This window comes from Paraburkholderia sp. BR13439 (assembly GCF_040948805.1).
GTDB classification, from domain to species: Bacteria; Pseudomonadota; Gammaproteobacteria; order Burkholderiales; family Burkholderiaceae; genus Paraburkholderia; species Paraburkholderia youngii.
Window position 1 is genome coordinate 190,749 of the sequence record NZ_JBFPKN010000002.1, and the last position, 26,798, is coordinate 217,546.

General features: G+C 63.0%; 25 protein-coding genes. 18 read left to right on the forward strand and 7 right to left on the reverse strand.

All coding sequences use genetic code 11. From position 1 onward, the window contains the following. The first annotated feature begins 453 nt into the window (after positions 1-453). From AB3X96_RS04805 to AB3X96_RS04825, 5 genes are all read left to right on the forward strand, one after another. Entirely contained in the window at positions 454-1,173 is a 720-nt protein-coding gene (locus tag AB3X96_RS04805; protein ID WP_176377683.1) for a response regulator transcription factor, read from the forward strand. A 496-nt stretch (positions 1,174-1,669) separates the two neighbouring features. Continuing rightward, entirely contained in the window at positions 1,670-2,344 is a 675-nt protein-coding gene (locus tag AB3X96_RS04810; RefSeq protein ID WP_368588794.1) for a response regulator, read from the forward strand. 370 nt (positions 2,345-2,714) lie between these two features. After that, entirely contained in the window at positions 2,715-4,100 is a 1,386-nt protein-coding gene (locus AB3X96_RS04815) for a spinster family MFS transporter (RefSeq protein ID WP_368588795.1), read from the forward strand. 156 nt (positions 4,101-4,256) lie between these two features. Next, positions 4,257-4,979, forward strand: coding sequence for a GntR family transcriptional regulator (locus AB3X96_RS04820; RefSeq protein WP_368588796.1), 723 nt, complete (start codon positions 4,257-4,259; stop codon positions 4,977-4,979). A gap of 512 nt (positions 4,980-5,491) precedes the next feature. Then, on the forward strand, positions 5,492-6,652 hold the full coding sequence (locus AB3X96_RS04825) for a porin (RefSeq protein WP_368588797.1): 1,161 nt from the start codon (positions 5,492-5,494) through the stop codon (positions 6,650-6,652). A gap of 272 nt (positions 6,653-6,924) precedes the next feature. Here AB3X96_RS04825 and AB3X96_RS04830 read toward each other — a convergent pair whose 3' ends face one another. The 7 genes from AB3X96_RS04830 to AB3X96_RS04860 form a co-directional block, all read right to left on the reverse strand. After that, positions 6,925-8,250, reverse strand: a complete 1,326-nt coding sequence (locus AB3X96_RS04830) for a 3-hydroxyacyl-CoA dehydrogenase NAD-binding domain-containing protein (RefSeq protein ID WP_368588798.1) — start codon at positions 8,248-8,250, stop codon at positions 6,925-6,927. Between the two features lie 7 nt (positions 8,251-8,257). Then, positions 8,258-9,040, reverse strand: a complete 783-nt coding sequence (locus tag AB3X96_RS04835; protein ID WP_368588799.1) for a crotonase/enoyl-CoA hydratase family protein — start codon at positions 9,038-9,040, stop codon at positions 8,258-8,260. 54 nt (positions 9,041-9,094) lie between these two features. After that, positions 9,095-10,078: a 2Fe-2S iron-sulfur cluster-binding protein gene (locus AB3X96_RS04840; protein WP_368588800.1), complete on the reverse strand. Its 984-nt coding sequence runs from the start codon at positions 10,076-10,078 to the stop codon at positions 9,095-9,097. Positions 10,079-10,160: 82 nt separating this feature from the next. Continuing rightward, on the reverse strand, positions 10,161-11,399 hold the full coding sequence (locus AB3X96_RS04845) for a Rieske 2Fe-2S domain-containing protein (protein ID WP_368588801.1): 1,239 nt from the start codon (positions 11,397-11,399) through the stop codon (positions 10,161-10,163). Positions 11,400-11,432: 33 nt separating this feature from the next. Then, positions 11,433-12,434 carry an amidohydrolase family protein gene (locus tag AB3X96_RS04850; RefSeq protein ID WP_368588802.1) on the reverse strand — a complete coding sequence of 334 codons (1,002 nt, stop codon included), beginning with the start codon at positions 12,432-12,434 and terminating at the stop codon, positions 11,433-11,435. A gap of 75 nt (positions 12,435-12,509) precedes the next feature. Then, positions 12,510-12,887: a RidA family protein gene (locus AB3X96_RS04855; RefSeq protein WP_368588803.1), complete on the reverse strand. Its 378-nt coding sequence runs from the start codon at positions 12,885-12,887 to the stop codon at positions 12,510-12,512. A 36-nt stretch (positions 12,888-12,923) separates the two neighbouring features. Then, a complete protein-coding gene (locus tag AB3X96_RS04860) occupies positions 12,924-13,958 on the reverse strand; it encodes a GntR family transcriptional regulator (RefSeq protein ID WP_368588804.1) in 1,035 nt (344 codons plus the stop codon). Between the two features lie 26 nt (positions 13,959-13,984). Between AB3X96_RS04860 and AB3X96_RS04865 the strand changes: the two genes are divergently transcribed. The 13 genes from AB3X96_RS04865 to AB3X96_RS04925 all read left to right on the forward strand — a co-directional run bounded on the left by AB3X96_RS04865 (position 13,985) and on the right by AB3X96_RS04925 (position 26,778). Next, complete coding sequence (locus AB3X96_RS04865; RefSeq protein WP_368588805.1) at positions 13,985-16,138, forward strand: acetate--CoA ligase family protein; 2,154 nt, start codon at positions 13,985-13,987, stop codon at positions 16,136-16,138. A gap of 26 nt (positions 16,139-16,164) precedes the next feature. Beyond that, positions 16,165-17,358, forward strand: coding sequence for an acyl-CoA dehydrogenase family protein (locus AB3X96_RS04870; RefSeq protein ID WP_368588806.1), 1,194 nt, complete (start codon positions 16,165-16,167; stop codon positions 17,356-17,358). A 14-nt stretch (positions 17,359-17,372) separates the two neighbouring features. After that, complete coding sequence (locus tag AB3X96_RS04875; protein ID WP_368588807.1) at positions 17,373-18,518, forward strand: acyl-CoA dehydrogenase family protein; 1,146 nt, start codon at positions 17,373-17,375, stop codon at positions 18,516-18,518. Continuing rightward, positions 18,515-19,678 carry a thiolase domain-containing protein gene (locus tag AB3X96_RS04880; protein WP_368588808.1) on the forward strand — a complete coding sequence of 388 codons (1,164 nt, stop codon included), beginning with the start codon at positions 18,515-18,517 and terminating at the stop codon, positions 19,676-19,678. The genes AB3X96_RS04875 and AB3X96_RS04880 overlap by 4 nt, the downstream gene beginning before the upstream one ends. 2 nt (positions 19,679-19,680) lie before the next feature. Further along, positions 19,681-20,142 carry a Zn-ribbon domain-containing OB-fold protein gene (locus AB3X96_RS04885; protein ID WP_176126015.1) on the forward strand — a complete coding sequence of 154 codons (462 nt, stop codon included), beginning with the start codon at positions 19,681-19,683 and terminating at the stop codon, positions 20,140-20,142. A 25-nt stretch (positions 20,143-20,167) separates the two neighbouring features. Further along, on the forward strand, positions 20,168-21,397 hold the full coding sequence (locus tag AB3X96_RS04890; RefSeq protein ID WP_368588809.1) for a CaiB/BaiF CoA transferase family protein: 1,230 nt from the start codon (positions 20,168-20,170) through the stop codon (positions 21,395-21,397). Between the two features lie 37 nt (positions 21,398-21,434). Continuing rightward, complete coding sequence (locus AB3X96_RS04895) at positions 21,435-22,433, forward strand: protocatechuate 3,4-dioxygenase (RefSeq protein WP_368588810.1); 999 nt, start codon at positions 21,435-21,437, stop codon at positions 22,431-22,433. Between the two features lie 75 nt (positions 22,434-22,508). Then, positions 22,509-23,162 carry an RraA family protein gene (locus AB3X96_RS04900; protein WP_368588811.1) on the forward strand — a complete coding sequence of 218 codons (654 nt, stop codon included), beginning with the start codon at positions 22,509-22,511 and terminating at the stop codon, positions 23,160-23,162. Positions 23,163-23,205: 43 nt separating this feature from the next. Further along, positions 23,206-23,865 (forward strand): RraA family protein, encoded by a 660-nt coding sequence (locus AB3X96_RS04905; protein WP_368588812.1) that lies wholly within the window; start codon positions 23,206-23,208, stop codon positions 23,863-23,865. Next, on the forward strand, positions 23,865-24,545 hold the full coding sequence (locus tag AB3X96_RS04910; protein WP_368588813.1) for a 4-carboxy-4-hydroxy-2-oxoadipate aldolase/oxaloacetate decarboxylase: 681 nt from the start codon (positions 23,865-23,867) through the stop codon (positions 24,543-24,545). Before AB3X96_RS04905 ends, AB3X96_RS04910 begins: the two co-directional genes overlap by 1 nt. 24 nt (positions 24,546-24,569) lie before the next feature. Then, positions 24,570-25,337 carry an enoyl-CoA hydratase/isomerase family protein gene (locus AB3X96_RS04915; protein WP_368588814.1) on the forward strand — a complete coding sequence of 256 codons (768 nt, stop codon included), beginning with the start codon at positions 24,570-24,572 and terminating at the stop codon, positions 25,335-25,337. Between the two features lie 31 nt (positions 25,338-25,368). Next, on the forward strand, positions 25,369-25,824 hold the full coding sequence (locus AB3X96_RS04920) for a PaaI family thioesterase (protein ID WP_368588815.1): 456 nt from the start codon (positions 25,369-25,371) through the stop codon (positions 25,822-25,824). A gap of 204 nt (positions 25,825-26,028) precedes the next feature. Continuing rightward, positions 26,029-26,778, forward strand: coding sequence for an electron transfer flavoprotein subunit beta/FixA family protein (locus AB3X96_RS04925; RefSeq protein WP_176108479.1), 750 nt, complete (start codon positions 26,029-26,031; stop codon positions 26,776-26,778). Positions 26,779-26,798: the final 20 nt, after the last annotated feature.

Sequence of the window (26,798 nt, forward strand, 5' to 3'; positions counted from 1 at the left end):
CGAGTCAGATGATCGGTCGAACGTGTGCACTGGAGAATACTACTTCGTGTGCCGCAACGAGCGCGGCGGGCGTTTCGCGAGTTCGATTGCCGCGCGCGGGCATCCGGCTCGGGTCACAAGCCTTTACACGGCCCGTCGACGGGATGGGAGCGGCCCCTCGCTAAAGAGAGTAGGTGATCGAACGATCGCCGAAGCCAACTTTGCAAGGCAGAGAGATCATGTTCAGCAAGCGCTGCCTGGCCATCGCGGCAGGTCGCTGGTTGAGGCGCCGGGAAGTGCGTTCCCTGGAGATTTAGACTCGAATACGGGAGTGAACGATGACGAGGATGGACTGTGGCGACCTTAGACGCAATAAATTAAACGCCTCAGGTGTTTGGCTGCGAAGAAACCAACGATCGCAAAACGTGAAGGTAAACCCGCAGAGCAAACATCCCGCCGCTGACTATCATACAAATGTCCTATCTCGACGATATTGACAATATGGATGCGTTCGCCATTCGAGTCATCCTTGCCGATGACCACCCCGTCATGCTCAGCGGTATTTCGCATGAGCTCGCAGAGGTGAAGACAATCCAGCTGGTAGGGACAGCGAGGAATTCGACTGAGCTGATCGCGCTTCTAACGAGCACACAGTGCGACGTTCTCGTATCCGATTACGCAATGCCTGCGGGCGACTACGGTGACGGAATCGCGCTGTTCTCTCTGATCAAACGTCGCTATCCCGAGATCAAGATCGTCGTTCTAACCATGCTCGACAACCCGGCGGTGATTCGTGCGCTCGTTACACAAGGTGTAACGTGCATCGTCAGCAAATCCGATGCTGGCGCCCACCTTATCCCCGCCGTTCATGCCGTCCATAGCGGCGGCAAATACTATTCGCCAACGATCAATCAGATCGTCCAGTCGATCGACTGGAACCGTCGGGGCAGGGGCTCATCGGACGTGCTGAGTCAGCGCGAGTCCGAAGTTGTGCGTCTTTTTGCATCCGGGCTGACTGTGAACGAGATTGCCGAGAAATTGAGTCGCAGCAAGAAAACCATCAGCACACAGAAATCGAAGGCGATGGAAAAACTCGGCATTGAACGAGAAGTCGATCTGTTTCGGTATGCGATGGAAAATGGGCTGGTGACTTCATCGCAGAAGATGCCGGACGGTTCTTCCTCCACAGAATAAATGCAGGAAGCGATTCGCCCTTGCAAATAACATTGAGAAGGCAAAGCCGTGACGGGATGCTTGCATTCTTGCGGATTTGCATTCCGTCGTTGACCGGACAGTCGCACTGAAGAACGCATACGTGGCAAGTGCAGGTCCGGAATCTTGGCTCTCGAAGTGGCATGGGCGCGTCCGTCGTCACGCGTTACATGCGCCATCGGGACGAAAACCTACGCATTGCACGAAACATCTGGATTGAGTCACCGTCACTTCGCGGGAAGACGGTCGCGACCGCACACAGACCGCTCAAGACCGCGAACGTACGCCTGTCCTATTTTCTGATATTTCTCACTTATAAGACTAAGCCTATTACTGATCCGATGCGGCGTAGATAAAGTCTTGCCCGTTCATTGTCAATAGGACACGACACGAGAAGCGTGGAAATGCAACTTGAATTCCGCCCCTCACTTTAATGGCGTCTCTAACGCCTCAAATTACATTGCGACGGAAGTCGACTATGACCACATCAAGAATTCGCGTAATACTCGCAGACGATCATCCAGTGATTCTCGAAGGCGTGCGATACGAACTCGAAAGAAGCAGCACGATCTCGGTTGTTGGCACGGCGAAAAATTCGACCGAACTGATGGCCGCGCTGACCAACTCGCCTTGTGACGTGGTTGTCTCGGACTACGTGATGCCCGGCGGACGTTATGGCGACGGACTGGCTCTTTTCGCTGCCATTCGCCAGCACTCTCCGAACGTGCGGGTGGTTGTGCTGAGCATGATGGAAAATCCGGCGGTTGTGCGGCTGCTGATGCAGGGAGGCCACTGCTGTATTTTCAGCAAGGCTGATCCGATCAGTAACCTGACGATCGCGGTACATGCCGCCTACGCGAATGGTCGCTATCTGTCGCCGCGCGTGGCGGCGATCTCAGACACGATCAACCCGCGTGCGCGCGGCAACACGGCCGGAGCCCCATTGACGCGATGTGAACTGGAGGTCGTACGCCTGTTTGTTTCCGGGATGACTGTGACGGAAATTGGCGAGCTTTTGCGTCGCAGTAAAAAAACCATCAGTACGCAAAAGAGCTCGGCAATGCTCAAGCTGAGTATCGAGCGAGACGCGGACCTGGTGCGTTATGGAATGGAAAGCGGCTTGGTGCCGTCCGCGGAGCCGGCCAATTCGTAGCAGAGTCCGACGCGTGAGTTTATGGCCTCAGGCCTGAATCAGCGTGAGCGTGGCCCGGGTGCCGGCTTCCGGGCGACGCTCCCGATGGACTGCGCGACTGCTGCCGGTTAGGGCGCTCCATACCAGCAAACAAGCTGTAGCGCGTGGTCCGTTGTGATGGCTGCCCAAAGGCAACGCGGTCGCAAGTTGGGCTAGGTGAAAACGATGACGCTGCAAGGTCATGTTCCGATTGCGCGACCACCAGTTATGCATCAAAATCGAATTGAAATTCCACGATGCATATCGTGGCATACAAGAAGGTTTCGATATAGAGGGTAGGTGAGTTGACCTGCTTGGCCGCCCGAGCCCCGAATGAGTGGAGACGCGCAATATGGAAGAACTGACCGCCCAGAATGTGGGCACGAGATCGAGCAGCAGCTGGTATCGCGGATGGTTTTTGCTGATGCTCGTGCTGATCTATGCGTCGAGCTTCGTCGATCGCATCATCGTCGCGGTTGTTGGTCAGGCCGTGAAGATGGACATGGGCCTTAGTGATTATCAGGTCGGGCTGCTCGGCGGCCTCGCGTTTTCGATTTTCTATTCGGTGCTTGGTCTGCCGATTGCGCGTTTGGCTGACAAATTCAATCGTGTCGTGCTGATCTCGGTCTCGATCGTCGCCTGGTCGGCGATGACCGCGCTTTGCGGCACGGCAGGCAGCTTCTGGCAACTGATGCTGTATCGCCTCGGCGTGGGTATCGGCGAAGCCGGCAGCACGCCGACCTCGCACTCGCTGATCGCCGACGAGTTCGGTCCGCGCCGCCGGGCGAGCGCGCTCGCCGTCTATGCGCTGGGACCGCCGATCGGCGTGCTGGCCGGCGCGTTCGGAGGCGGCTGGCTCGTGGAGCATCTGGGCTGGCGTCCAGTGTTCTTTGTGGTGGGCCTGCCGGGGCTCGTGTTTGGCCTGCTGGCATGGCTGACACTGCGTGAGCCCAAGCGCGGCGGCGCCGATGGTGTCGCAGCCGGCACCAGCGCCAGTGCTCCGCCCCTGAGCGTGGTGTTCAAGCGGCTGACCTCGAGCCGCGCCTTCGTGCAGATGCTGCTCGGCACGGTGATCGGTGCGTTTGGCCAGTACGGTATCAACCTGTTCATCCCGATGTATTTCATCCGCGTCTACAGCATGAGTTTTGCCCAGGCCGGCGTGATTTTCGGTCTGGTGCTCGGCGTCGGCGGCATCATCGGCACTACGCTCGGCGGCGTGTGTGCGGACCGGGTCGGCGTCAACGATCGCCGCTGGTATGCGCGAATCCCGGCGCTGGGTACTGGACTTGGTTTCCCGCTGCTGGCACTAGCCTTCATCGCAAATCAGTGGCAGCTGAGCGTCGCGCTGCTGTTCATGGGCACGATCCTGCTGAACGTGTGGAACGGCCCGACCTTCGCGGTGGTGCAGAGCATCGTCGAGCCGCGCATGCGTGCTACCGCGTCGGCCATTGTGTTCCTGCTGATGAACCTGATCGGTCAGGGCCTCGGTACGCCGACGGTGGGTTTTCTCAGTGATCGTTTCGCATCGCACCTGTTCACGCAAGGTGATTTCCACGCGGTGTGTACCGTGCCGAAAGGACCGCATGGTGCCGCGGCCGTGTTGCAGGGTCCATTTGCATCGGCATGTCATGACGCCTCGGCCAATGGTGTGCGCTACGCGATGCTGACGGCGAGCGTGGTGCTAATCTGGTCGGCCTTCCATTACCTCCGCGCGACGCGTCATCTGAAGAATTCGTAAGTCCTGTTTGGCGAGCATTGTCCCGACGGCGCCGTATGCAAATACGGCGCCGTTTCGCATTATCGCTAGTCGGGAAATGCATATCTGGTATACCTCTGCGGTATCATAGGAATTCATGTTTTCTGTTAAACCTTTTATGTCTGTCATTCTCGTTCGATGAGCCAGATCCCAAAAATAAGCCGGTCGGTTGAAATCAAGGCCCTTCTCGAAGCGGAAATTGAGCGAGGTGAGCTGGTCCCGGGCGCAACGTTGGACGAGCGAGCACTGGCGACCCGCTTCAATGTCTCGCGCACGCCAATCCGCGAGGCGCTTCAGCAGCTTGCCGCGCAGCGGTATGTACAGATCGTGCCGCGGCAGGGCGTATTCGTGAGCAAGATGTCGGTGCCGCAACTGCGTGACGTGCTTGAACTGCTCAGCGAGCTTGAGGTGGTGTCGGCCCGCCTCGCCGCGCGGCGAATGAACGACCAACAGCGAGCGGCGCTCCAAAAGGCGATCGACGAAGGCGTCGCCGCCTTGCAGGATAACGATCCGCGCGCTTTCGCCCGCGCCAATGTGGCATTCCACGAAGTGCTCTGCAACGCCTGCCACAACGATTATCTGGCTGATCAGATTCGTTCCATCCGCCGCCTGATCTCGCGTTACCGGCCCAAGCCGTTCCTCGCGCCGAGCCGCCGCGAGAAGGCCATCACCGATCACCAGAAGCTCGCTCAGGCGTTGCTTTCCGGCGACGAAGCCGCCGCCGAAGCCGCGATGGCCGAGCACTCGCCGGGCTTTTCGGAGTTCCTCGCCACTTTGCCGGAAGAGTACTTCGCGAGTGCGCCCACGCCTGGGCGAGACGGTGGTTCTTCCTCAACGGAACCGCCTTACGACGATCGTTGATGCGCCGTATTGGCGTCTTCCGGGATGGTCGAGTCCCGCGCCCCTGCCGTTCGTTGCCCCCTTTTTATGAGCTGAGCTCCCTGGGGGCATTTCTTCTGGCTGCCAAACTGAACTGACGGCCCGACGCAATAGGTATACCTACACACTGTTGTACGCATACATCGCTGCGCCGCGCGATTTACGCCTTCCCATTCCTGCAGTTCCCACCTTCATTCCCGCTATCCCCTCCAAGGCCCAATTCTGGCAAGCCTTTGCGCGCCGCGTGGTCTGCTCGCATGACCGGTGAGGGAAAACGATAGGTCGATATCCTAAATGTATTCTTGCGCGCTGCAACAGGTATGCATCAAAATCGTAACTAGTATTCCACGAACCGGTTGCTGGAATATTAAAGCCGATGGCGAGTGTAGCGGGCGGGGTTTAGTGCCCGGAACCGGGATGGTTCGGGTTCCGGTGCGAAGCTGACCAGCAAATTACGTTTGATCTGAAAAAATGAGATAGGTGGAGACGTGGACATGAGGAAGAAACTATTGGCAGGGGCGATTGCAGCGCTGGCTTCGGTAGGTGTGCATGCACAAAGCAGCGTCACGCTGTACGGCATTATCGACAATGGCCTGACCTACGTGAACAACGTAAAAGGCAGCTCGCAGTTCAAGCTCGACGACGGCATCAATCAGGCGTCGCGCTGGGGTCTGCGTGGCGTCGAAGACCTGGGCGGCGGTCTGAAGGCAATCTTCACGCTCGAGAACGGTTTCTCGCTGAATACCGGTACGGCGAGTCACGGCGGCGCGCTGTTCGGCCGCCGCGCTTTTGTCGGTCTGACGAGCGACAGGTTCGGTACCTTGATTGCCGGTTACGACTACGACTTCATCTACGATTACATTTCGTACTACACGAACGTTGCCCAGTTCGCCCCGTCGTATGCGTTCCACGGTTCGTATGACGTCGACCGCCTGGCGGGTGAGCCAGTCAGCAACATGGTGCGCTATGAAACGCCGATCTGGCACGGCTTCGGTGCTGGCGTGATGTATGGTTTCAGCAATACGCCGGGACGTCTCGGCGGTACGTTCAACGGTGCAGCGAGCGTATTCAGTGCTGGCCTGAAGTACAGCCCGACCGGTACGTCGAAGGCGCCGTACTCGGTGGCCGCAAGCTTTACCCGCACGCAAGGTGGTGCCGTCGGTGCAACTGGTGGACCGGGCGCAGGTACGATGGCGCAATACGCCCTACAGGCCGATGCGATTTACACGGCAGCGTTGGCTGGTCAAGTGCGTCTCGGTGATCGTTTCGCCTTGAACGGTGTCTACACGTACACGAGTGCGAATAGCCGGACGCTTGGCACCGTCGTGTCAAGCGGCTATGAAGCAGGCCTAACCTATGAGGCTTCGCCGTTTATGACGTTCGGTGCTGGTTTTACCTATATGGATCAGCGTCAGCTCGGCAAATTCAATCTGTATAGCTTCGGTGCCGACTATCGCCTGTCCAAGCGTACGGACGTGTATGCCTTTGGCACCCTGCAGCATGCATTTGCTGGTCGCCAATTTGCTGACAACTTCCTGATCTCGACGCCGATGTCATACGGCGCCAGCGTCGGTACGAATGCAATCTTTGGGAACGGGCGTTCGAGCACCGCCAACCAGCTCGCCGTGCAAGTCGGTATTCGTCACCTGTTCTGACCGGTCAGGAACAAGCCGTACAGGTATGCATGGGGTTTCCCGGCATGCCATGCCTCGGACGCCACGCTTATGCGTGGCGTTTGCTCGTCCTGCAGACCGGATCACGCCCGGTTGCGTCGTTGTGCATGTGGGAGAGCTTTCGCGCCAACAACGAAACAGCTGGGTTGTGCTTCGTCAAGAAAGAAAGGCCAGATACTCATTCACATGAGGGCTGGCCTTTCTATTCGAGCCATGCTGCCGCGTGAAGCGGGCAGCATGCTTGATTGCGGAGATCAGAGATCGGCAAACCTGCCGTTGCCGGCCGCAAGCTTTTCGAGCAGCGGCGCAGGCTTCCACCAGTAGCCGTACTCTTCGTACAGGCGCTTGATGTCCTGATAGACATTGGCGAGGCCGATCTGGTCGGCGTAGTACATCGGGCCGCCGAGCTTGGCTGGGAAGCCGTAGCCTGTCACGTACACGACGTCGATATCGCTCGCGCGCAGCGCGATACCCTGTTCAAGCAGCTTCGCGCCTTCGTTGATCATGCCGTACATGCAGCGCTTGATGATCTCTTCCTTCGGAATCGAACGGCGCGTGATACCCAGGCGTGCCGATTCCTCGACGATGTACTGCTCGATCTCCGGGTCGCGATGCGGCGTGCGGTCGCCCGCTTCATAGCGGTACCAGCCCTTGCCGTTCTTCTGTCCGAGGCGGCCCATCTCGACCAGTTTCATGATCAGGTCGTTCCAGCGGCGATCGTTCGGACGCGTGGCCATCTGCGCCTTGCGCGTCTGGTAACCGACGTCGTTGCCGGCCATGTCGTGCACCGCGAAAATACCCATCGCATAGCCAAAATCCTTGAGCGCGGCATCGACTTCGTGCGGCAGCGCGCCGTCTTCGACGAGAAAGTGGGCTTCGCGATTGTAGTTGCGGAACAGCGCATTGCCGATGAAACCGGGGTACACGAGCGAGTACACCGCCACCTTGCCCATGCGGCGGCCGAGTTCCATCAGCGTGACGACCGCCTCGTCGGAGGTGTCGTCGGCACGCACGACCTCGAGCAGACGCATCACGTGCGCCGGGCTGAAGAAGTGCGCGCCCACCACGTCCTGCGCGCGCGTCGTGACAACCGCGATTTCGTTGATGTCGAGGCCCGACGTGTTGGTGGCGAGGATCGCGCCAGCCTTCGCGTGGCGATCGAGTTCGCGGAAGATGCCTTGCTTGAGGCCGAGATCTTCGAACACGGCCTCGATGACGATGTCCGCGTCCTTGACGTCGGCGATCGCGGTCGAGCCCGTGATCAGCGCGAGCCGGGCCTCGCGCGTGGCGTCGTCCAGCTTGCCGCGCTTGATGCTCTGGTTATAGTTGTCGCTGATGCGTGCGAGGCCGCGCTGCAGACCTTCGTCGTTCGCGTCGATCAGCGTGACCGGGATGCCGGCCGCCACGAGCGCCATGGCGATACCGCCGCCCATTGTGCCCGCGCCGATCACGGCTGCGCGCCCGATATCGCGCGGCTTGACACCGGCGGCAACCGGGATTTGCGCGGCGACCTTTTCGGCGGCCTTCACATGGGCCAGTGCCGCAGCTTCCTGCGGCGTGAATTCTGCGGGTGCATTCATCGTTGCTTTACTCCGGCTTGACGAGTTTGGCGTTTCCGTCCACGAAACTCTGCAGACGTGCGGCGGTTTCGGGAGAACGCATCATGTTCGAGCTCATGTACTCGAGGAACAGGCCGTCCTCATGCGAGAGATCGTTCACGCGCGGCAGCAGGTTGGTGATGCGCCAGTTGGTGTCGGGCACGTTCTGCGCGATTTTTGCGGCGATTTCCCTGGCTTTGTCGAGTGCGCCGCCGAGCGGCGTCAGATAGGTGATGATGTGCTCGCGCTGGCCTTCCTCGGCGGTCAGCAGACGGCCCGTCAGCATCATGTCGGCCATGACGGTATAGCCGACCACACGCTGGATGCGCACCGTGCCGCCGCCGCCCACGAAAATGCCGCGCTGGCCTTCGGGAAGCCCGAAGAAGCATGAGTTGTCGCCGACGCGCACGTGTGCCGCCGTCGCCAGTTCGAGACCGCCGCCGACCACGGCGCCGTGCAGCGCCGCGACGAACGGAATAGGGCCGCGCGCGATCAGGTCGAACACTTCGTGCCACGAATGACGGCGGCGCTTCTTCGGCGGGGCGGTCTGGCCGGTGGCGCGCGATAGCGCCTCGCGCAGGTCGAGACCAGCGGAGAAGTGACCGCCATGGCCGTAGATCACGCCGCACATGGCTTCGTCGCCGGCGCGGTTGACGGCATCACGCAGTTGCGCAATCACTTCCTCGTTGATCGCGTTGCGCTTCTCGGGACGATTCAGCCCGATCAGCGCAACGGCGCCGTCGAGTTCATAGGTAACCTGGGTTTCGCTCATGCGGTGCTCCGTTGGATGTTTGTCTGGTGATGTTCAGAATGACCGGGCGACAGGTCATAGGTCGAGCACGAGGCGTTCGCTCTTGCAGCGCGACACGCACACCTGCATGACTCTCCCCCCCGCCTTGTCCGTATCGGAGAGGTAGGTGTCGCGATGCTCGATGTCGCCGCTCGCCACATGGGTCGAGCACAGACCGCAGTAACCGGCACGGCAGTCGTACATGACGTCGACGCCGTTATCGAGCAGGGTGTCGAGCACCGACTTGTCGGCGGGCACGGTCAGCACCTTGCCCGAGGACTTGAGTTCGATTTCAAACGTCCTGTCGCCGTCCTGCGGTGCAACTTCGCTGAACAGTTCGTAATGCAGGTCGCACTCGTGCCAACCGCGCTGGCGTGCCGCCGCGAGCACCGCGTCGATCATGCCGGACGGCCCGCACACGTAGATCGGCTGGTTGACCTCGGCGCCGTCGAGCAGCACGTCGATCGACAGGCGCGTCGCGTTGTCGTTGTCGGCGTGCAGCACGAGGCGCTTGCCCGCGACGGCACGCAGTTCTTCGACGAACGGCAGCGCGTCGCGCGTGCGGCCCGAGAAGTGCAGCGAGTAGTCGCGGTTCTGCCTGCTCAGTTCCGCCGCCATAGCCGCCATCGGCGTGATGCCGATGCCGCCCGCGATCAGGATGACCGAGGGCGGTGCGGCGAGCGGGAAGTGGTTGACGGGTGCGCGCACCGTGAGTGTGGCGCCCGCCTGCAGCGTGTGCATGAAGCGCGAACCGCCGCGGCCTTCGTCCTCGCGCCGGACGCCGAGGCGGTAGGCACGCACACCCGCGCGCGTATCGACTTGCGGATCAGTGTTGATCAGCGAATACGAGCGCCATTGCGCGACGCCGCCATCGGCCGCAGGGATCTCAACCTGAATGTGTGCGCCCGGCTCGTAGCCGGGCAGCAGCGCATCGTCCTCAGCTTCGAGCGTGAGGGACTTGATCAGCGAGGTCGGCGCGCCGACTGACGCGACACGCAGCTTGAGAGTAGGCGCGAGCATGGTGGTCTTTCCGTGGAGATTGCATCGGTCTCACCGCGCGGGAACGCCGCGCGGTTTTACTGCAGGGTTTTATTTCGCGGTGCTACTTCGAGTCCGCAAGCGAGCGCCAATCGGCGCCGGCCTGAATCACGCCGCCGACCGAGACGGCCTTCGAGTAATCGAGTTCGGGGCTCTCGGCGAGGGTCGGCGTCTTGCCGGCCATGAACTCGCGCGCCGCCTTCAGCAGCAATGCGCGCACGCGCAGCACGGCGCCGTCGGCCGAGCACAGCTGTTCCTGGGTGCGGTCGTAGATCGCGCCCTGGCCGAGGAACATCGCGAAGTCTTCCGTGCCGAGGTGCTGGTAGAAGCCCGTCGCGTGGCCGCGCTTCATGAGGTCGCGGTTCTGGCCGAACGATTCCTCGCGCGTGCCCGGCGGCAGTGGCGGGAAATTCCAGACGTCCGGCGTGGCCGACATGATCGTCATGCCGAGCGGGCGGTGCGGGTTGTACTGCACGAACCAGGCACGGTGCGTCACGTCGTCCACCGGGGTCGAGAAAAACACCGTGGTCGGGCCTTTCGCATCAGGCGGGCAGATGATGCCGTACCACGGCATCACGAAGTTGTTCACGCGTGCGTAGACCTTCTCGTCGGGCATGTCGCGCAGCGCGGCATAGCGATAACCATACGGACGATCTTCGAACTCGAAGCGCGGCGCGAGCGCCTTCGACATGAGCATGCGTTCGTTTCCGCCGCCCGCGGTGATCTGCGTGGTCGATTCGTGCAGTACGCCGACGTGCGACGAATCCATCGAGGCTTCGACGGCCTGCACCCAGTTGGTCGGCACTTCGACGCTCGTCACCGAGCGGTGTTCGGGCGGCAGGTCCATGAACGGCAGCTCGGGGAACACCGGTGACGTGTCGCCCTTGCCGAGCCACACCCACACGAGGCCGCCTCGCTCTTGAACGCGGTACTGGCCAGTCTTCACGCGCTTGCAGAACTGCGCCTGATCCCCGACCTGGTTCGGCGCTTCGACGACGGCACCGGTCGCATCCATCTTCCAGCCGTGGAAGATGCAGCGCAGGCCGTTGTCCTCGTTGCGAGCCATCATCAGCGACGTGCGGCGATGCGGGCACAGTTCGTCCACCACGCCGACGTGGCCGTCAGTCGCGCGGAACGCCACGTAGTTCGTGCCGAGCAAACGCACCAGCACCGGTGCGCCGTCGGCTTCGAGCTTCGCCGACGGCACGGCCGGAATCCAGTAGTGCTGGCGGATCATGTCGCCCATCGGCGCGCCGTTCTCGACGCGCGTCAGCAGCTCATTGTCCTCACGAGTCATTGCCATGATCTCTCCTCTGCGGGCTTCGCGGTTTGCGCGTCAGTCCTTGTAGTGGCGGAAGGCACGCGTGTAGACGCGCGTGCAGTTGCATTCGAAGATGTTCTTGCGCTGCTCGTCGGTCAGCCACTCGATGCTTTCGATCACCGGCTTCATGTCGTCGTAGTCACGGCCCGAGATCGGATCGCGCGCGCTGCCCGTGCCCGGTTTTTCGGTGCCGAACATCACGTTGTCGGTGCCGGCGACCTTGAGCAGCAGTTCGATCGAATCCTTCGAGTAGTTGCAGGTGTCGAAGTAGAGCTTCCTGAGCTGGTCGTCGAAGCTTTGCGGGCTGTTGCGGCGCGCGGCCCACGAACGGAAGCGGCCCATCTGGTAGGGGATCGCGCCGCCGCCGTGCGCGACGATGATCTTCAGGTTCGGATACTTCTCGAACACCGTCGATTCGAGCAGCGAGATCACGGCGATGTTCTCTTCGTTGATGAACTTCAGCGTGTACGACTCGCGTGGGTTGCAGCTGCCTGCGGAGTGGATCAGCGCGGGCACGTCGAGTTCGGTCATCGCGTCATAGAGGGGGTACCAGAACGGATCTCCGAGACCGGCCGGCGCCGGGCCGTGGCCTTCGGTCGGGTCCGGGTTCAGCAGCGTGCCGACGAAGCCGAGTTCGTTCACACAGCGCTTGAGTTCGGCCACGCAATGCTCCGCCGGCGAGTCGTTCATGGACTGCGGCAGGCCGGCCACGCCACGGAAGCGGTCAGGGAACATGTCGACGAAACGCTTGATCAGGTCGTTGCAGTGGCGCGTCCACAGCTGCGTCACCCGCGCGGGCTTGATTGAGTGCATCTGCAGGTAGGGGCGCGGCGAAATGAACTGGATGTCGGTGCCGACCGAATCCATGCTGCGCACGAGTTCCTCGGCCTGCTTGCGCACGGCTTCGTCGGGGATGTTCGGCGCGCTCGACGGGTTCGCGCGTCCACCGACCAGTTCGGCCATGTAGCGGAAACTTTGCGGGGGCATGACGACGTGGGCGTGGGAATCGATGATCATGGATGAGCCTCAGTTGGGTTCGGAGTGTTCAGCAAAAGACTGCGATGACTTGGGTACGGCGCGCTTGGGTCGCGCTCAAGCGACTACCGCAAGGGTTTCGAGCTGGATGACCATGCCGTGCTGGAGGTCGTACGTGGTCACATGGCGTGCGGGGCGATGCGCGGCATCGGGCCAGAAGGCCAACCAGTGCGGGTCGATGTGTGCGCGCACCGAGTCGTCCTTGACGTAGACGGCGAGCTTCACCACCTGGTCCAGCGTGGCGCCGCCCGCGTCGAGGAAGCGCTTGAGGTTTTCGAATGCGAGGCGAACCTGATCGGCCGGCGTCTCGGCGAGCTTGCCGGTGCCGGGATCCTTGCCCGCAATCGCCGACGAGCACAGCACGTTGCCGGCGCGCGCACCGAGCGGGATCGGCACCTTGTGCGCGAGGCCGGGAACGTCGATGGATTGGGGCATGTCTCCTCCGTGTCTAGTCGTGTTGGAGGGCGCGTGTCAGTCCGCGCCCAAATCGAAGAAATGGCGCGGCACCGCCGCGAGGAACTCCGAGAAACCGGTGGTGCCGGCCGGCACATGTTTCATCATGGCTTCGGCGGCTTTGGTTTCGTCGCCGCTCTGGATCGCACGCGCGATGCCGAAGTGCTCTTGCAGCGAACGCGCGATCTGGCCGCGGTTGCGCAGGTCGGACATGCGATAGCGCGCCGAGCGGCGGCGCGCCGTGCGGATCTGCTCGGCCAGGTACTGGTTGCGGCTGCCTTCGTAGATCAGCTCGTGGAACTGCGCGTTGGCGATCGCGTACCGGTCGACATCGTCTTCCACGGCTGCTTGCTGGCATGCCAGAAGCGCATGATCCAGTTGCTCGCGCAGTTCGTCACTCGCACGGCGCGCGGCGAAACGCGCGCACAGTGTCTCGAGCTCGCCGATGTATTCGAGCATGGCGCGCACCTTGCCAATCGACAGGCGGGCCACCGTAATGCCCTGGCGCGGCGAGATCACGACCAGATCGCGCGCGGCCAGATGTTGCAGCGCCTCGCGAACCGGCGTGCGCGACACCTTGAAGCGCGTCGCGAGTGCACGCTCGTCGAGCAACGTGCCCGGTGCGAGCTTGCCCTGTTCGATTTCGGCCTGCAGGGTCGCCCGAATATCGCTCGCTAGACTGGCCCTACCGCGGGCGGGCGGCTCGGGCGCTTCGCCCGCCGCGCCGCTACGCTCAAGAGTGGGGTCTGCTGCAAGTTTCATTGAGTTGCCATGCTCGGTGGGTTGGAAATTGGTAGTGAAATATACCAACACAAGTTTGTGGTATGCAACATAGTGTTTGTCTTGGAGTGTCCCGGTCGTCCCTTCGGAATCATGGGTGCTGGCCATAAAGTCCTTATATTTCAATTGCGTGCGTCGATCTGGTGGACGCATTCCGCCGCCGCTTAGGGAAAGTACCAGGGTCGGTTTTGAGGGTCTGGTGTATTGAGAAGCCGGCTCTGGTATGCCAGAATGCGTTACATCACAGCCGTTTCTGGTATGCCAGATCCGCATCCAATCAACATCACAGGTCAGATCAGATGAGCAAGAGCCTTATAGATGTCGCAGGCGTGCACCCTGTCGAGCGTGTGCTCAAGCCGAAGTCGATCGCGATCGTCGGTGCATCCGCCGATCCGCGCGCTTTCGGTCATTTCGTGTTGCAGAACCTCGAGCGCTTCGGCTATGCGGGCGAAATCCATCTCGTGTCGCGCAGCAGCCAGGAAATCAACGGTCGCGCCTGTGTCTGCAGCGTCGAGGCGCTGCCGCAAGGTATCGATCTGGCCGTGCTGTGCATTCCGGAGTCGGGCGTGCTCGACACGGTGCGCACGCTCGGCACGCTCAAGGCCGGCGCTGCCGTGATCTTTGCGTCGGGTTATGCCGAGGCGGGCGACGAAGGCCGCGCGAAGCAGGAAGAGCTGGCGCGTGTGGCAGCCGATGGCGGCGTGGCGCTGATCGGCCCGAACTGCATGGGCTTCACGAACTTCCAGGCCGGCGTGCCGGTGACCTTCGAAGCCGTGGCGCCGTACCCGAGCGGCGGCCGCCATGGCGTGGGCGTGGTGGCGCAGAGCGGCGCGATGGCCGCGAACCTGCGCGACGCGTTCATGGGCCGTGGCCAACCGATGACGGCAACCGTTTCGACCGGTAACGAAGCCAGCCTCGGTATCGAAGACTACCTGGCCTGGTTCATCGCCGATCCGCAGACGAGCGCAATCGCGGTCTACGCCGAGCAGATCCGTCGTCCGCAGACCTTTCTGCTGCTCGCCCGCGAGGCACGCGCCGCAGGCAAGCCGATCGTGATGCTGATGCCGGGCAAGAGCGCCCGCGCCCGTGAGGCCGCGCAGTCTCACACAGGCGCACTGGCAGGCGATCACGCGACGGCGAGTGTCCTGCTGCAGCGCGAAGGCGTGGTGGTCGTCGATTCGCTCGACGAACTGTTCGATACGACGACGATCCTGGCCCGCTTCCCGGCCCCCCCTGCAGCCGGTACGGCCGTGATGACGGCCTCGGGCGCGGTCAAGAACATCACGCTCGATTTCGCCGAGGACATCGGCCTGACGCTGCCACGCCTGACCGACGCGACCGTCAGGAAGCTGACCGAACTGCTCCCCGACTACGCCGTGGCCGACAACCCGCTCGACTACACGACGATTGGCGTGCGCAACCCGGGCCTGATCGGCGAACTGATCGACACGGTGCTGAGCGATCCGAACATCGGTTCGCTCGTGCTCGCGATCATGGGCGGCCCGTCGATCGCTCAGCGCGACAAGGCCGATCACCTCGTGCCGGCGCTGGCGCGTGCAACGAAACCCGCCGTGCTCGTGGTGATGGGCGATGACAACCCGCTCAAGGATTTCTTCACGGACGCGATCGCCGCGAGCGGCGTGCCGTTCTTCCGCTCACCGGATCGTGCGCTGCGCGCTTGCGCTCGCGTGGCTGCATATGGTGAATCGCTAGCGCGCGCCGAGCGTGCGAGGACCGAAGCGCCGAAGGTGATCCCGCTACCGGGCGCCGTGCCGCCGAACGGCATCTTCGCCGAATACCAGGGCAAGGGCTGGCTTGCCGCGGCCGGTCTGCCGGTGCCGAAGGGAGGTCTCGCGAAGTCGCTCGACGAAGCGCTCGAGATCGCCGATGAAATCGGCTACCCGGTCGTGCTGAAGGCCCAGGCAAGCGAACTGCCGCACAAGAGCGACGTCGGTGGCGTGGTGGTCGGCCTCGCTGATGCCGCCGCGCTGCGCGCCGGCTGGGGCAAGCTGCATGCGAGCGTGAAGTCGCATCGCCCGGAACTCATGCTCGACGGCGCGCTGGTCGAAGCGATGGGCCCGCGCGGTCTGGAACTGGTCGTGGGTGCGAAACGCGACGCGGACTGGGGGCCGGTCGTGCTCGTGGGCCTAGGAGGTATTTTCATTGAGGTGCTCAAGGATGTGCGCCTCGTGCCGGCCGACCTGTCGGAAGACGACATCCTGGTCGAGCTGGGCCGACTGAAGGGTGCCGCGATGCTCGAAGGCGTGCGCGGCGCGGCAGGCGTCGACGTGCGTGCGGTCGCGAAGGCCGTGGCGGCGATTGCCGAGCAGATGCGCGCGAACCCCGAAATCACAGAAATCGACGTCAACCCGCTGGTGGCCTACCCGGACCGTGTGCTCGCGCTCGACGCGCTCGTCGTGTGCGGCGCTCAGGGCGCCTCGACCCATCACTGAGCCCTGGATCTGAGGAGACACATCGAATGAAACTGGAATTCTCCGCCGAGGACCAGGCATTTCGCAGCGAAGTGCGCGAGTTCGTGAAGAACAATCTGTCACCGCGTCTGAAGCGCAAGGCCGAGCTCGGCCTGCGCATCGAGCGCGAGGACTATGTCGAGTGGTACACGTTGCTGTACGAGAAGGGCTGGATCGCGCCGTCGTGGAAGAAAGAACATGGTGGACCGGGCTGGACGCACGTGCAGCGCTACATCTTCGACGAAGAAACGCTGCTGGGCGGCGCGCCTCGGATCGTGGCGAGCGGCATCAACATGCTCGGCCCGGTGCTCAACGAATTCGGCACACCCGAGCAAAAAGCGAAGTACATCCCGAAGATCCTGCGCAGCGAAACCTGGTGGGCGCAGGGCTTCTCGGAGCCGGGCGCGGGCTCGGACCTCGCGGCGGTGCGCACGACGGCCGTGCTTGCCACGGACGATGAAGGCGATCACTTCATCGTCAACGGCCACAAGGTCTGGACCTCGTACGCTCACTGGTGCGACATGATGTTCGCGCTCGTGCGGACCGATCCGAGCGCGAAGCCCCAGGAAGGCATCTCGTTTCTGTTGATCGACATGCATGCGCCGGGCGTCCAGGTTCGCCCGATCAAGATGCTCGAAGGCGGTACGGACCTCAACGAGGTCTACCTCGACAACGTGCGTGTGCCGAAGGAAAACCTCGTCGGCGAACTGAACAAGGGATGGACCTACGGCAAGTTTCTGCTCGGCCATGAGCGCACCGGTATCGCTGGCATCGGCTCGTGCAAGCAGCAGCTGGCCCGAGCCAGGTATCTCGCGAAGCGGATGAGCCTCGAAGACGATCCGCTGCTCCAGTCGCGCATCAGCCGTTTCGAAGTCGAGCTGATGGCGCTCGAATTCACTGGCCTGCGCATGCTGAGCGCGAATCAGTCGAGCCGCGTGCCTACGGTCGAGGCGCCGATGCTCAAGGTTCGCGGCACGGAGCTGCGCCAGGGCATCTACGCACTCCTGACAGAAATCGCCGGTCCTTTTGCAGTGCCGTTCGACGAGCAGGCCATGCTCGATGCAGCCGGCTACGACGGCCCGAGCCCGGACGAACTGATCGCGGTCGCGGCGAACTACTTCGACGCTCGCAAAGCGTCGATCTACGGCGGGACCAACGAAGTGCAGCGCAATCTGATTAGCCGCGCGTTCTTCAATGCTTGAGGCGGAATACGAACATGGATTTTTCTCTGACTGAAGATCACGTCACGCTGCAAGACGCCGTGCGCCGCTTCTGCGATGGCGAATATCCCGCGCATCTGCGTGGCAACGCCGAGGACCGCGAACTTGCCGCCAGGCGTCGCCGTGGGCTGGCCCAGATGGGCGTGACCGGCCTCGTGATCGACGCCGATCATGGCGGCAGCGGTTACGGTGCGGTGGAAACGATGCTGGTCGCGCAGCAGTTGGGTCGCGCGCTCGGCGGAGCGGGCTGGTTAGCGAGCGGGCTGCCGGCTGCCACGCTGATCGGCTCGGCCGGCAGCGACGAACAGAAGGTCACATGGCTCGAAGCCGTGGCAAGAGGCGAAGAAGTGCTGGCGTTCGCCGTTAGCGAGGCCGAGTCGCGTTACGACGTCACGCGTCTGGCGGTGCCAGCAACCGAAACTGGCGACGGCTGGAAGATCAACGGCACGAAGACCATTGTGTTCGACGCCGCAATCGCTGGCGCATTCGTGGTGGCCGTGCGTACCTCGGGCCAGCGCGGCGACAGGCAAGGCCTGACTCTGTTCCTCGTGGACGCGAAGGCGCCCGGCATCAGCCTGCGCAACTTCGAGACAATCGACGCACGTGAAGCCGCGCACGTCACGTTCGCCAATGTGTCGGTGACCAAGGCCGATCTGATCGGTTCGGCCGGTGCGGCCCACGACCTCATCGAAGCTGCCCTCGACCGCGCGAACGCCGCGCTGGTGGCGGAGTCGGTCGGCGTGCTCGAAGCACTGCTCGAACACACGTCCGAACACCTGAGCACACGCACACAGTTCGGCGCGCCACTCGCGAAGTTCCAGGCGCTTCAACACCGGGTGGCCGACATGCTGATCTCGCTCGAACAGAGCAAGTCGATGGCCTGCGCCGCCGCGATGGCCGTGGATGGCAACGATCCTGACCGGCGCCGCCGTTTCGTGTCGGCGGCGAAGGCCTATGTCGGCGACACATGCCGCACAGCGGGCGAATGGGGCATCCAGCTGCACGGCGGCATGGGCATGACCGAAGAGTGCCGCGTCGGCCACTACGCGAAGCGCATGTTCGCGATCAACATGACCTATGGCGACGCGAGCTGGCATCTCCAGCGCTTCACTTCGCAGCGTCTTGCACAGGGGGAAGCGTGAGCCTGAACGGAGCAGCGTATATCGTCGGGGCTTACGAGCACCCGACGCGCAAGGCCGACGAACTGTCGGTGCTGCGCCTGCACGCCGATGTGGCAAAGGGCGCACTCGACGACGCGGGCCTGACCAGGGACGACATTGACGGCTACTTCTGCGCCGGTGACGCGCCTGGCCTCGGCACCACGACAGTCGCCGAATACCTCGGCCTCAAGCTTCGCCACGTCGATTCGACGGAATGCGGCGGCTCCGCGCCGATCCTTCACGTCGCGCACGCGGCCGAAGCGATCAAGGCCGGCCGTTGCAACGTGGCGCTGATCACGCTAGCGGGCCGTCCGCGCGCAGCAGGCGCCGCGCTGTCGCTGAAGGCGCCGGACCCGGACGCGCCGGAAGTGCAGTTCGAGCTGCCGTTCGGGCCGGCTACGCAGAACCTGTACGGCATGGTCGCGAAGCGTCACATGTACGAATTCGGCACCACGAGCGAACAACTCGCATGGATCAAGGTGGCGGCCTCGCACCACGCGCAGCACAACCCGAACGCGATGCTGCGCAATGTCGTGACCGTCGAGGACGTCGTCAGTTCGCCGATGGTGTCCGATCCGCTGCATCGACTGGACTGCTGCGTGATGAGCGACGGCGGCGGTGCGTTGATCGTCGCGCGTCCGGAGATCGCGAAGAAGCTCAAACGTCCGCTCGTCAAGGTGCGGGGCACGGGCGAGGCGCCCAAGCACGCGGCCGGCGGCAAGATCGACCTGACCTGGTCGGCGGCGAAGTGGTCGGGCGCGGCCGCGTTCGCCGAGGCTGGCCTCACGCCGGAGGACATTAAGTATGCGTCGCTGTACGACAGCTTCACGATCACAGTGCTCATGCAGCTCGAAGACCTCGGCTTTTGCAAGAAGGGGGAGGGCGGCAAGTTCGTGATGGACGGCAACCTGATTGCGGGCGTCGGCAAGCTGCCGTTCAACACCGATGGCGGTGGTCTGTGCAACAACCATCCCGCGAACCGCGGTGGCGTCACGAAGGTGATCGAGGCCGTGCGCCAACTGCGCGGCGAGGCTCATCCGGCCGTGCAGGTCAAAGATTGCGATATCGCGCTCGCGAACGGTATCGGCGGCGCGCTGGCGTCGCGTCACACCGCGGGCACGCTGATCATGGAACGGGAGTAATCATGAGCACAACCCAATCGACCACCGGCACACCGGCTCAGGGCGCGGCGCCTGCTGCCAGACCCGCCGCGAAGCCCGCTGGCCCGCGCCGCATCCACGCGCCGCGCGTGCTACCCGAGGCCATGCCGTTCTGGGTCGCCGCGAAGGAAGGGCGCCTGCTTATCAAGCGCTGCCAGGACTGCGGTGAAACGCATTACTACCCGCGCGACATCTGCCCGCACTGCATGAGCTCGAACACCGAATGGTTCGATACGAAGGGGCTGGGCGCGGTCTATTCGTTCAGTACGATGGGCAAGGACGAGGCGCGCTACACGCTCGCCTACGTGACGCTCGACGAAGGCGTGACGATGCTGACCAATCTGGTCGACTGCGATCCCGCGGCGCTCTCGGTTGGCCAGCGCGTAAAGCTCGTCTTCAAGCCGAGCGAAGGCGAATACCCCGTGCCGATGTTCACGCCGGCCTGAACGAAATCCCGAGAGGAGACAAGGCATGTCAGCCGATTTCAAGGAACAGCACGGCCGCCACGATCCGAACAAAGGTCCGCTGTCGCGTTTCACGATCATCGACGCCTCGCGCGTACGCGCGGGCCCCACGGCCATGCGCGTGTTCGCGGACATGGGCGCGCGCGTGATCAAGCTGGAGATTCCGCCAGGCGCGCCGGGCGGCGACGACATGATCGGCGGGCGTGACCATAACCGCGCCGACTACGAGAATCTGCACCGCAACAAGGAAAGCCTGACGCTGAACATGAAGGACCCGGCCGGCCTCGAGATTCTTCGCGAGCTGGTCAAGCGTGCAGACGTCTTCATCGAGAACTTCCGCCCGGACGTCAAGGATCGCCTCGGCATCGGCTACGAAACGCTGCGCGCCACCAATCCGCGCCTCGTTTATGCAAGCATTTCGGGCTTCGGTCAGGATGGCCCCTATGCGAAGTGGCCCGGCTTCGACTCCATCGCACAGGGCATGGGCGGCTTGATGAGCCTCACCGGCAAGCCGGGCGAAGGCCCGATGCGCGTCGGCATCCCGATTGCAGACCTGTGCTCGGGGCACTTCTGCGCACAGGCGATCATGACCGCGCTGCTCGAGCGCGAAGCTTCGGGCGAGGGCCAGTGGGTGCAGACCTCGCTGCTCGAAGCGCAGATCGCGATGCTCGACTTCCAGGCCGCGCAGTGGCTGGTGGACAAAAAGGTGCCGCAGCAGGTCGGCAACGAGCATCCGCTCACTGTGCCAACCGGCGTGTTCCCGACCAGCGATGGCTTCCTGAACCTGGCCGCGATCGGCAATGCGATGTTCGGGCGCCTGTGCGAGGCGCTCGGCTTGCAGCAGCTGGTCGGCCAGCCTGGCTACGAATCGGATCCTGCCCGCGTGGAGAACCGCGATGCGGTCAACAAGGCGGTCGGCGATGTGTTCCTCACGCGCACCACGCGCGAGTGGACCGAGCTGCTGATCAAGGTCGGCGTGCCGTGCGGCCCGATCTACAAGGTGAACGAAGTATTCGACGATCCGCAGGTCAAGCATCTGGGCGTCGCGTGGCCGGCCGATGTGCCGGGCAAGGGCGAAGTGTCGTTCGTCGGCACGCCGTTCCGTCTTTCGCGCTACCCGCGCGCGCAGACGCCGCGCCTCGCGCCAGAGCAGGGCGAGCATACGCAGGCGATCCTGAACGAGCTTGGCTACGACGATCAACAGATAGAGCAGTGGCGCTCGGCCTTCGTGGTCTGACGCGCGCTTACGGCAAGTATTAAGAGAGGGAGACGAAATGGCACGACTGGTCGCCGGATTCGGTTCATCGCACAGCATCATGCTGGTTTGCCAGCGCGAAGACTGGCAGCATGGTTTCAAGCAGGTCGATCCGAAGAATCCGCATTACTTCGATCGCCTCGGCAACCCCACGACGTATGAAGCGCTGCTAAAGATCGCCCCGACGGATTCCGAGGCGATGGTGTCGGCCGAGAGGATGGGCGAGCGCTACGATCAGGCCGAAGCCGCCATGGACGAAGTGCGCGATCGTATCCGCGCGGCGAAACTCGACGTGCTGCTCGTGGTCGGCGACGACCAGACAGAACTGTTTCGCACGACGAACAACCCGGCATTCGCGATCTACTATGGCGAGACGATCCGCAACGCGAAGCGCGAGGTGAGCCCGAACGCGAACTGGTATGCGCGCGCTCGCACGATGCGCCAGGAGCCCGATGCCGACGTGCACTACCCCGTTAAGGCCGACATGGCGCGCTGGCTGATCCGCGAACTGTGCGACCGCGATTTCGACATCGCGGCGATGGACGGTCTCGAGCGCGACCAGTACGAGGGCCATGCGTTCTCATTCATTCACCGCCGCTATTTGCAGGGTCTCGACCTGCCAGTGATTCCGGTGATCGTCAACACGTTCGATCCACCGAACCAGCCCACGCCGCGCCGCTGCATCCAGCTCGGCCGGGCACTGCGCGAGCTGATCGAGGCCTACCCGGAAGACCTGCGAGTGGGCGTGCTGGCTTCCGGCGGCCTGTCGCACTTCGTCGTGGACGAGGACCTCGACACCGGCATCATCGATGCGATCCGCCGCAAGGACAGTGAATGGCTGGCCGCGCTGGATCCGAAGAAGTTGCAGGCTGGCAGTTCGGAGATCCGTAACTGGATCATCGGCGTAGAGGCACTGAAGTCACTCGAGCTCGAATGGGTCAACTACGTGCCCGGTTACCGCACGCCGGCCATGACCGGCACGGGCCTCGCTTTCGCGGCCTGGCATACGCTCGACTGAACCCGGCAGCCCGGTCCGTTCAGCACGGGGGCTCGGATGACACTTCAAGTTTCTTTCAGGAAAGTACAACACATCATGGCTGACCAAAACGTACAGCGCCTGCGCCGGCTCGATTGCTGCGCCGTCTCGGACGCGCTCGACAAACTCAAACTCAGCGGCGTGGTGAGCGGTTTGCCGCAACGCGCCGGTGCGGGCCGCGTCGCGGGCCGCGCGATCACCGTCAAGCTTGGCACGGGCGAAGCGCCCCCGGGGCCGCCGGTGCACCTTGGTTGCACGGCTGTCGAACAGGCCGACGGCGAGAACGTGATCGTCATTGAGCAGAGTAGCGGCGTGGAAGCCGGTTGCTGGGGCGGTCTGCTGTCGCTGGCGGCGAAGGTGCGCGGCGTGGCCGGCGTGGTCGCGGACGGCCCGGTGCGCGACATCGACGAAGCCGTGGCGTACGAACTGCCCGTGTTCAGCCGCTCGACGACGGCTCGCACCGCGCGCGGCCGCGTGGTCGAGAAGGGCACGAATATTCCGGTGCGGATCGGTGACGTTCGCGTGGAAGCCGGCGACTACGTCGTGGCGGACAACAGCGCCGCGATTTTCATTCGCGCGGCCGACATCGAAGCCGTGTTGGAAGTTGCCGAAATGATCGTCAACAAGGAGGCCGCGATGGCCAAGGCGATTCTGGCCGGCACGCCGGTCGGGCAGGTGATGGGCGGCAACTACGAGCATATGCTCAAGTAAGCGGCATCTGGACAAACGCAGGAAATACGCAGGAATCCATTCCATGACGACTCAGGACAAGAACGTCGAGCGCGCTGCAAAGCTCGACACGGCGACCCTTTCCGACGCACTCGACAAGCTCGGCATCGTGGGCCAGTGCTACAGGATCAAGCCCCGCAGCACGGATTTTCGCAGCACCGGCCGCGCCTACACGATCAAATACGGTCCGCCTTCGAACCCGCCGGGCACCGTGGGCGACTTCATCGACGACGTGCCGGTCGGCAGCATTGTCGTGCTCGACAACAACGGCCGTGAAGACGCCACCGTGTGGGGCGACATCATGACCGAGATCGCGCACCGCCGCGGCATTGCCGGCACAGTGATCAACGGAGTGTGCCGCGACGTCGCGCTGTGCCTGAAGCTCGGCTACCCGGTGTTCAGCCGCGACCACTGGATGCGCACTGGCAAGGACCGCGTGCAGGTCGAAGCCGTGAACGTACCGGTCAATATCGGTGAGGCGCGTGTCGCGCCGGGAGACCTGCTGCGCGGCGATGCCGACGGTGTGATCGTGATTCCGCGCGAGCATGAGGACGCTGTGCTCGAGGCTGCCGAAACGATTCACAACGCTGAAGAAGCGATCCGCGAGGCCTGCCGTGGCGGCATGCGTCTCGACGAGGCACGCAGGCAGTTCAAGTACCACCAGTTGCAGACCAAGGGGAAGTAATGAGCGCCACGAACAACGTCAAGGAACACGATTCGTCGACGACGATTCGCACCGATTTCGAGCGCGTCGACGCGAAGGTCGTCGAAGCCGCGCGCAACGTGCCGGCAGCCGCATTGCACGAGGCCGGCGGCAAGATCGGCGTGCTGCCGACTTCGATCAGGCCGGTCGCGCCGGGCTTCCGGATCTGCGGCACGGCATTCACCGTGCATTCGCCAGGCGGTGACAACCTTTGGCTGCACCGTGCCATCCTCGCGGCCAACCCGGGCGACGTACTCGTCGTCTACGCGAACGGTGCGTACGATCATGGCTACTGGGGGGAGGTCATGACCACGGCGGCCAAGGTGCGTGGTCTTGCGGGCCTCGTCATCGACGGCTGCGTGCGCGATGCCGACCTGCTGGAACAGATTGGCTTCCCGGTGTTCTCACGCGGTCTGTCGATTCGCGGCACGGGCAAGGACTATGGCGCGATCGGCTGGCTCAATGCGCCGGTGCTGCTCGGCAACACGACAATCGAGCCCGGCGACCTGATCGTCGGCGACCGCGACGGCGTGGTTGCGGTACCGCGTGCTCGTGCGTCCGAAGTGGTCGCGAAAGCCGCGCAGCGCGAAATCGATGAAGCGGCAATCTGCAAGCGCATCGAGGCCGGAGAGACCACGATGCAGATCTACGGCTTTCACTGAATCGAACATACAGGAGAGATGGCAATGAGCGAGATGGCATCGGGCCAGGCGCCGGAATTGGTGGTCAATGGCCGCGAGGCCGTCATCACGCTGCGCCGTCCACAGGTCGCGAACCGCCTTGAGTTCTCCGATCTCGAGACGATTCGCGGCTACCTGCGCGAAGTGAATGCGATGGAGCACGTGCTCGTTCTGCATCTGCGCGCCGAGGGCAGGCATTTCTGCTCGGGCTTCAATATCCACGGCGTCGGCGCCGGCAATATCGGCGAAGCCTTCGAGGCCCTCGCGGGAGAGCTGGAAACCGCGCGGCCGGTGACGATCGCTGCGGTGAACGGCGGCGTCTATGGCGGCGCGACGGATCTCGCACTGGCCTGCGATTTTCGCTATGGCGTCACGCATTCGCAGATGTTCGTGCCGGCCGCGAAGCTCGGCCTGCTGTTCTATCAGGGCGGCCTGCACCGCTATGTTTCGCGGCTTGGCGTGAACATGGCCAAGCGTCTGCTGCTCACGGGCGCGAGCTTCGATGCCGGGCAGATGCGCGATTGCGGCTTCCTCGACGAGGTGGTCGAACCCGCGCGTCTCGACGAAGTGACCGGCGCGTTGGGCGCGCAACTGGCTGGCATGGCGCCGCTTGCGCTGCTCGGCATGAAGAAGCATCTGACGCGCATTGCGGCGGGTCGCTTCGATGCTGTCGATTACGCCCAGGATCTGGCCCGCGCCGATGCCTCCGACGATCTGCGCGAGGGTGCGCTGGCCTGGCAGGAAAAGCGCGCGCCCGCATTCAAGGGGTGCTGAGAGGCGCTGAACGCATTTTTATCGAGGGCGCATGTTGCGCCCGATCTTTTTCGGGGTTCATCTGGCAATGACTGCGGCGATCCATCCGTACATACGCAAGATTATGGACGGCGAACTGGCGGCACCGCCGATCAGCACCACGCTCGGCAACAGGATTGTCCTGGTCGATATCGAGGCGGGCCGCATCGAATGCGAATATCAGGGCTTGCCTGCATTCGCGAATCCTGCCGGGCAGGTTCAGGGCGGAATGCTCGCGGCGATGCTCGACGACGTCACGGCGTTGCTGTGCATGGCCTCGCTCCGCGAGGACAAGCATTGCGCGACGCTGAGCCTGAATGTGTCTTTTTTGCGCCCGGGCAAGCCCGGCCTGATTACCGGCCGCGCGAGCCTCGTGCGTCAGGGTTCGCGCGTCGTCAATGTCGAGGGCGAACTCTGGCAGGACGACAAGCTGCTCGCGACGGCAACGGCGGTCAATCTGGTCGCCTGATTTCAGCGCTGCTCGGCTGAGAAGTCTGAACCGCTCGCATCGTAGCGCCATTGTGGTTGGGGGAGTGTGCCCGTTACGGTGGTTGCAGATGTTTCTACCAGCGTTCCAGAGGCCGTCATCGTGATGACTGAGCCTGATGGCTTGAGATCCGACGCCAGCATTCGGGCAACTTCGGTTGTCCATTTGATTACGAAAGGAAAATGAATGAAGGTCTTGGTGTCGGTGAAACGCGTCGTCGATTACAACGTGAAGGTCCGTGTGAAGTCGGATAACACGAGTGTCGACATCGCCAACGTGAAAATGTCGATGAATCCGTTCGACGAAATCGCGGTTGAAGAGGCGGTGCGTCTGAAGGAAGCGGGCGTCGCGACCGAAGTGATCGCCGTGTCGGCCGGTGTGACGCAGTCGCAGGAAACGCTGCGCACCGCGCTCGCGATCGGCGCGGATCGCGCGATCCTGATCGAATCGAACGAAGACCTGCAGCCGCTCGCAGTCGCGAAGCTGCTCAAGGCGCTGGTCGACAAGGAGCAGCCTTCGCTCGTCATTCTGGGCAAGCAGGCGATCGACGACGACTCCAACCAAACCGGCCAGATGCTCGCCGCGCTGGCGAACCTGCCGCAGGCGACGTTCGCGTCGAAGGTGGTCGTGGCGGATGGCAAGGCAACGGTGTCGCGTGAAGTGGATGGCGGCGCGGAAACGCTGTCGCTGACGCTGCCGGCCGTGGTCACGACCGATCTGCGCCTGAACGAGCCGCGCTACGTGACGCTGCCGAACATCATGAAGGCCAAGAAAAAGCCGCTGGAAACGGTGAAGCCCGAAGACCTCGGCGTCGACGTTACGCCGCGTCTGAAGACGCTGAAAGTCGCCGAGCCTCCGAAGCGCTCCGCCGGTGTGAAGGTGCCGGACGTGAAGACGCTGGTCGAGAAGCTGAAGACCGAAGCCAAGGTGCTGTGAGGAGACGCAAGAAATGACGA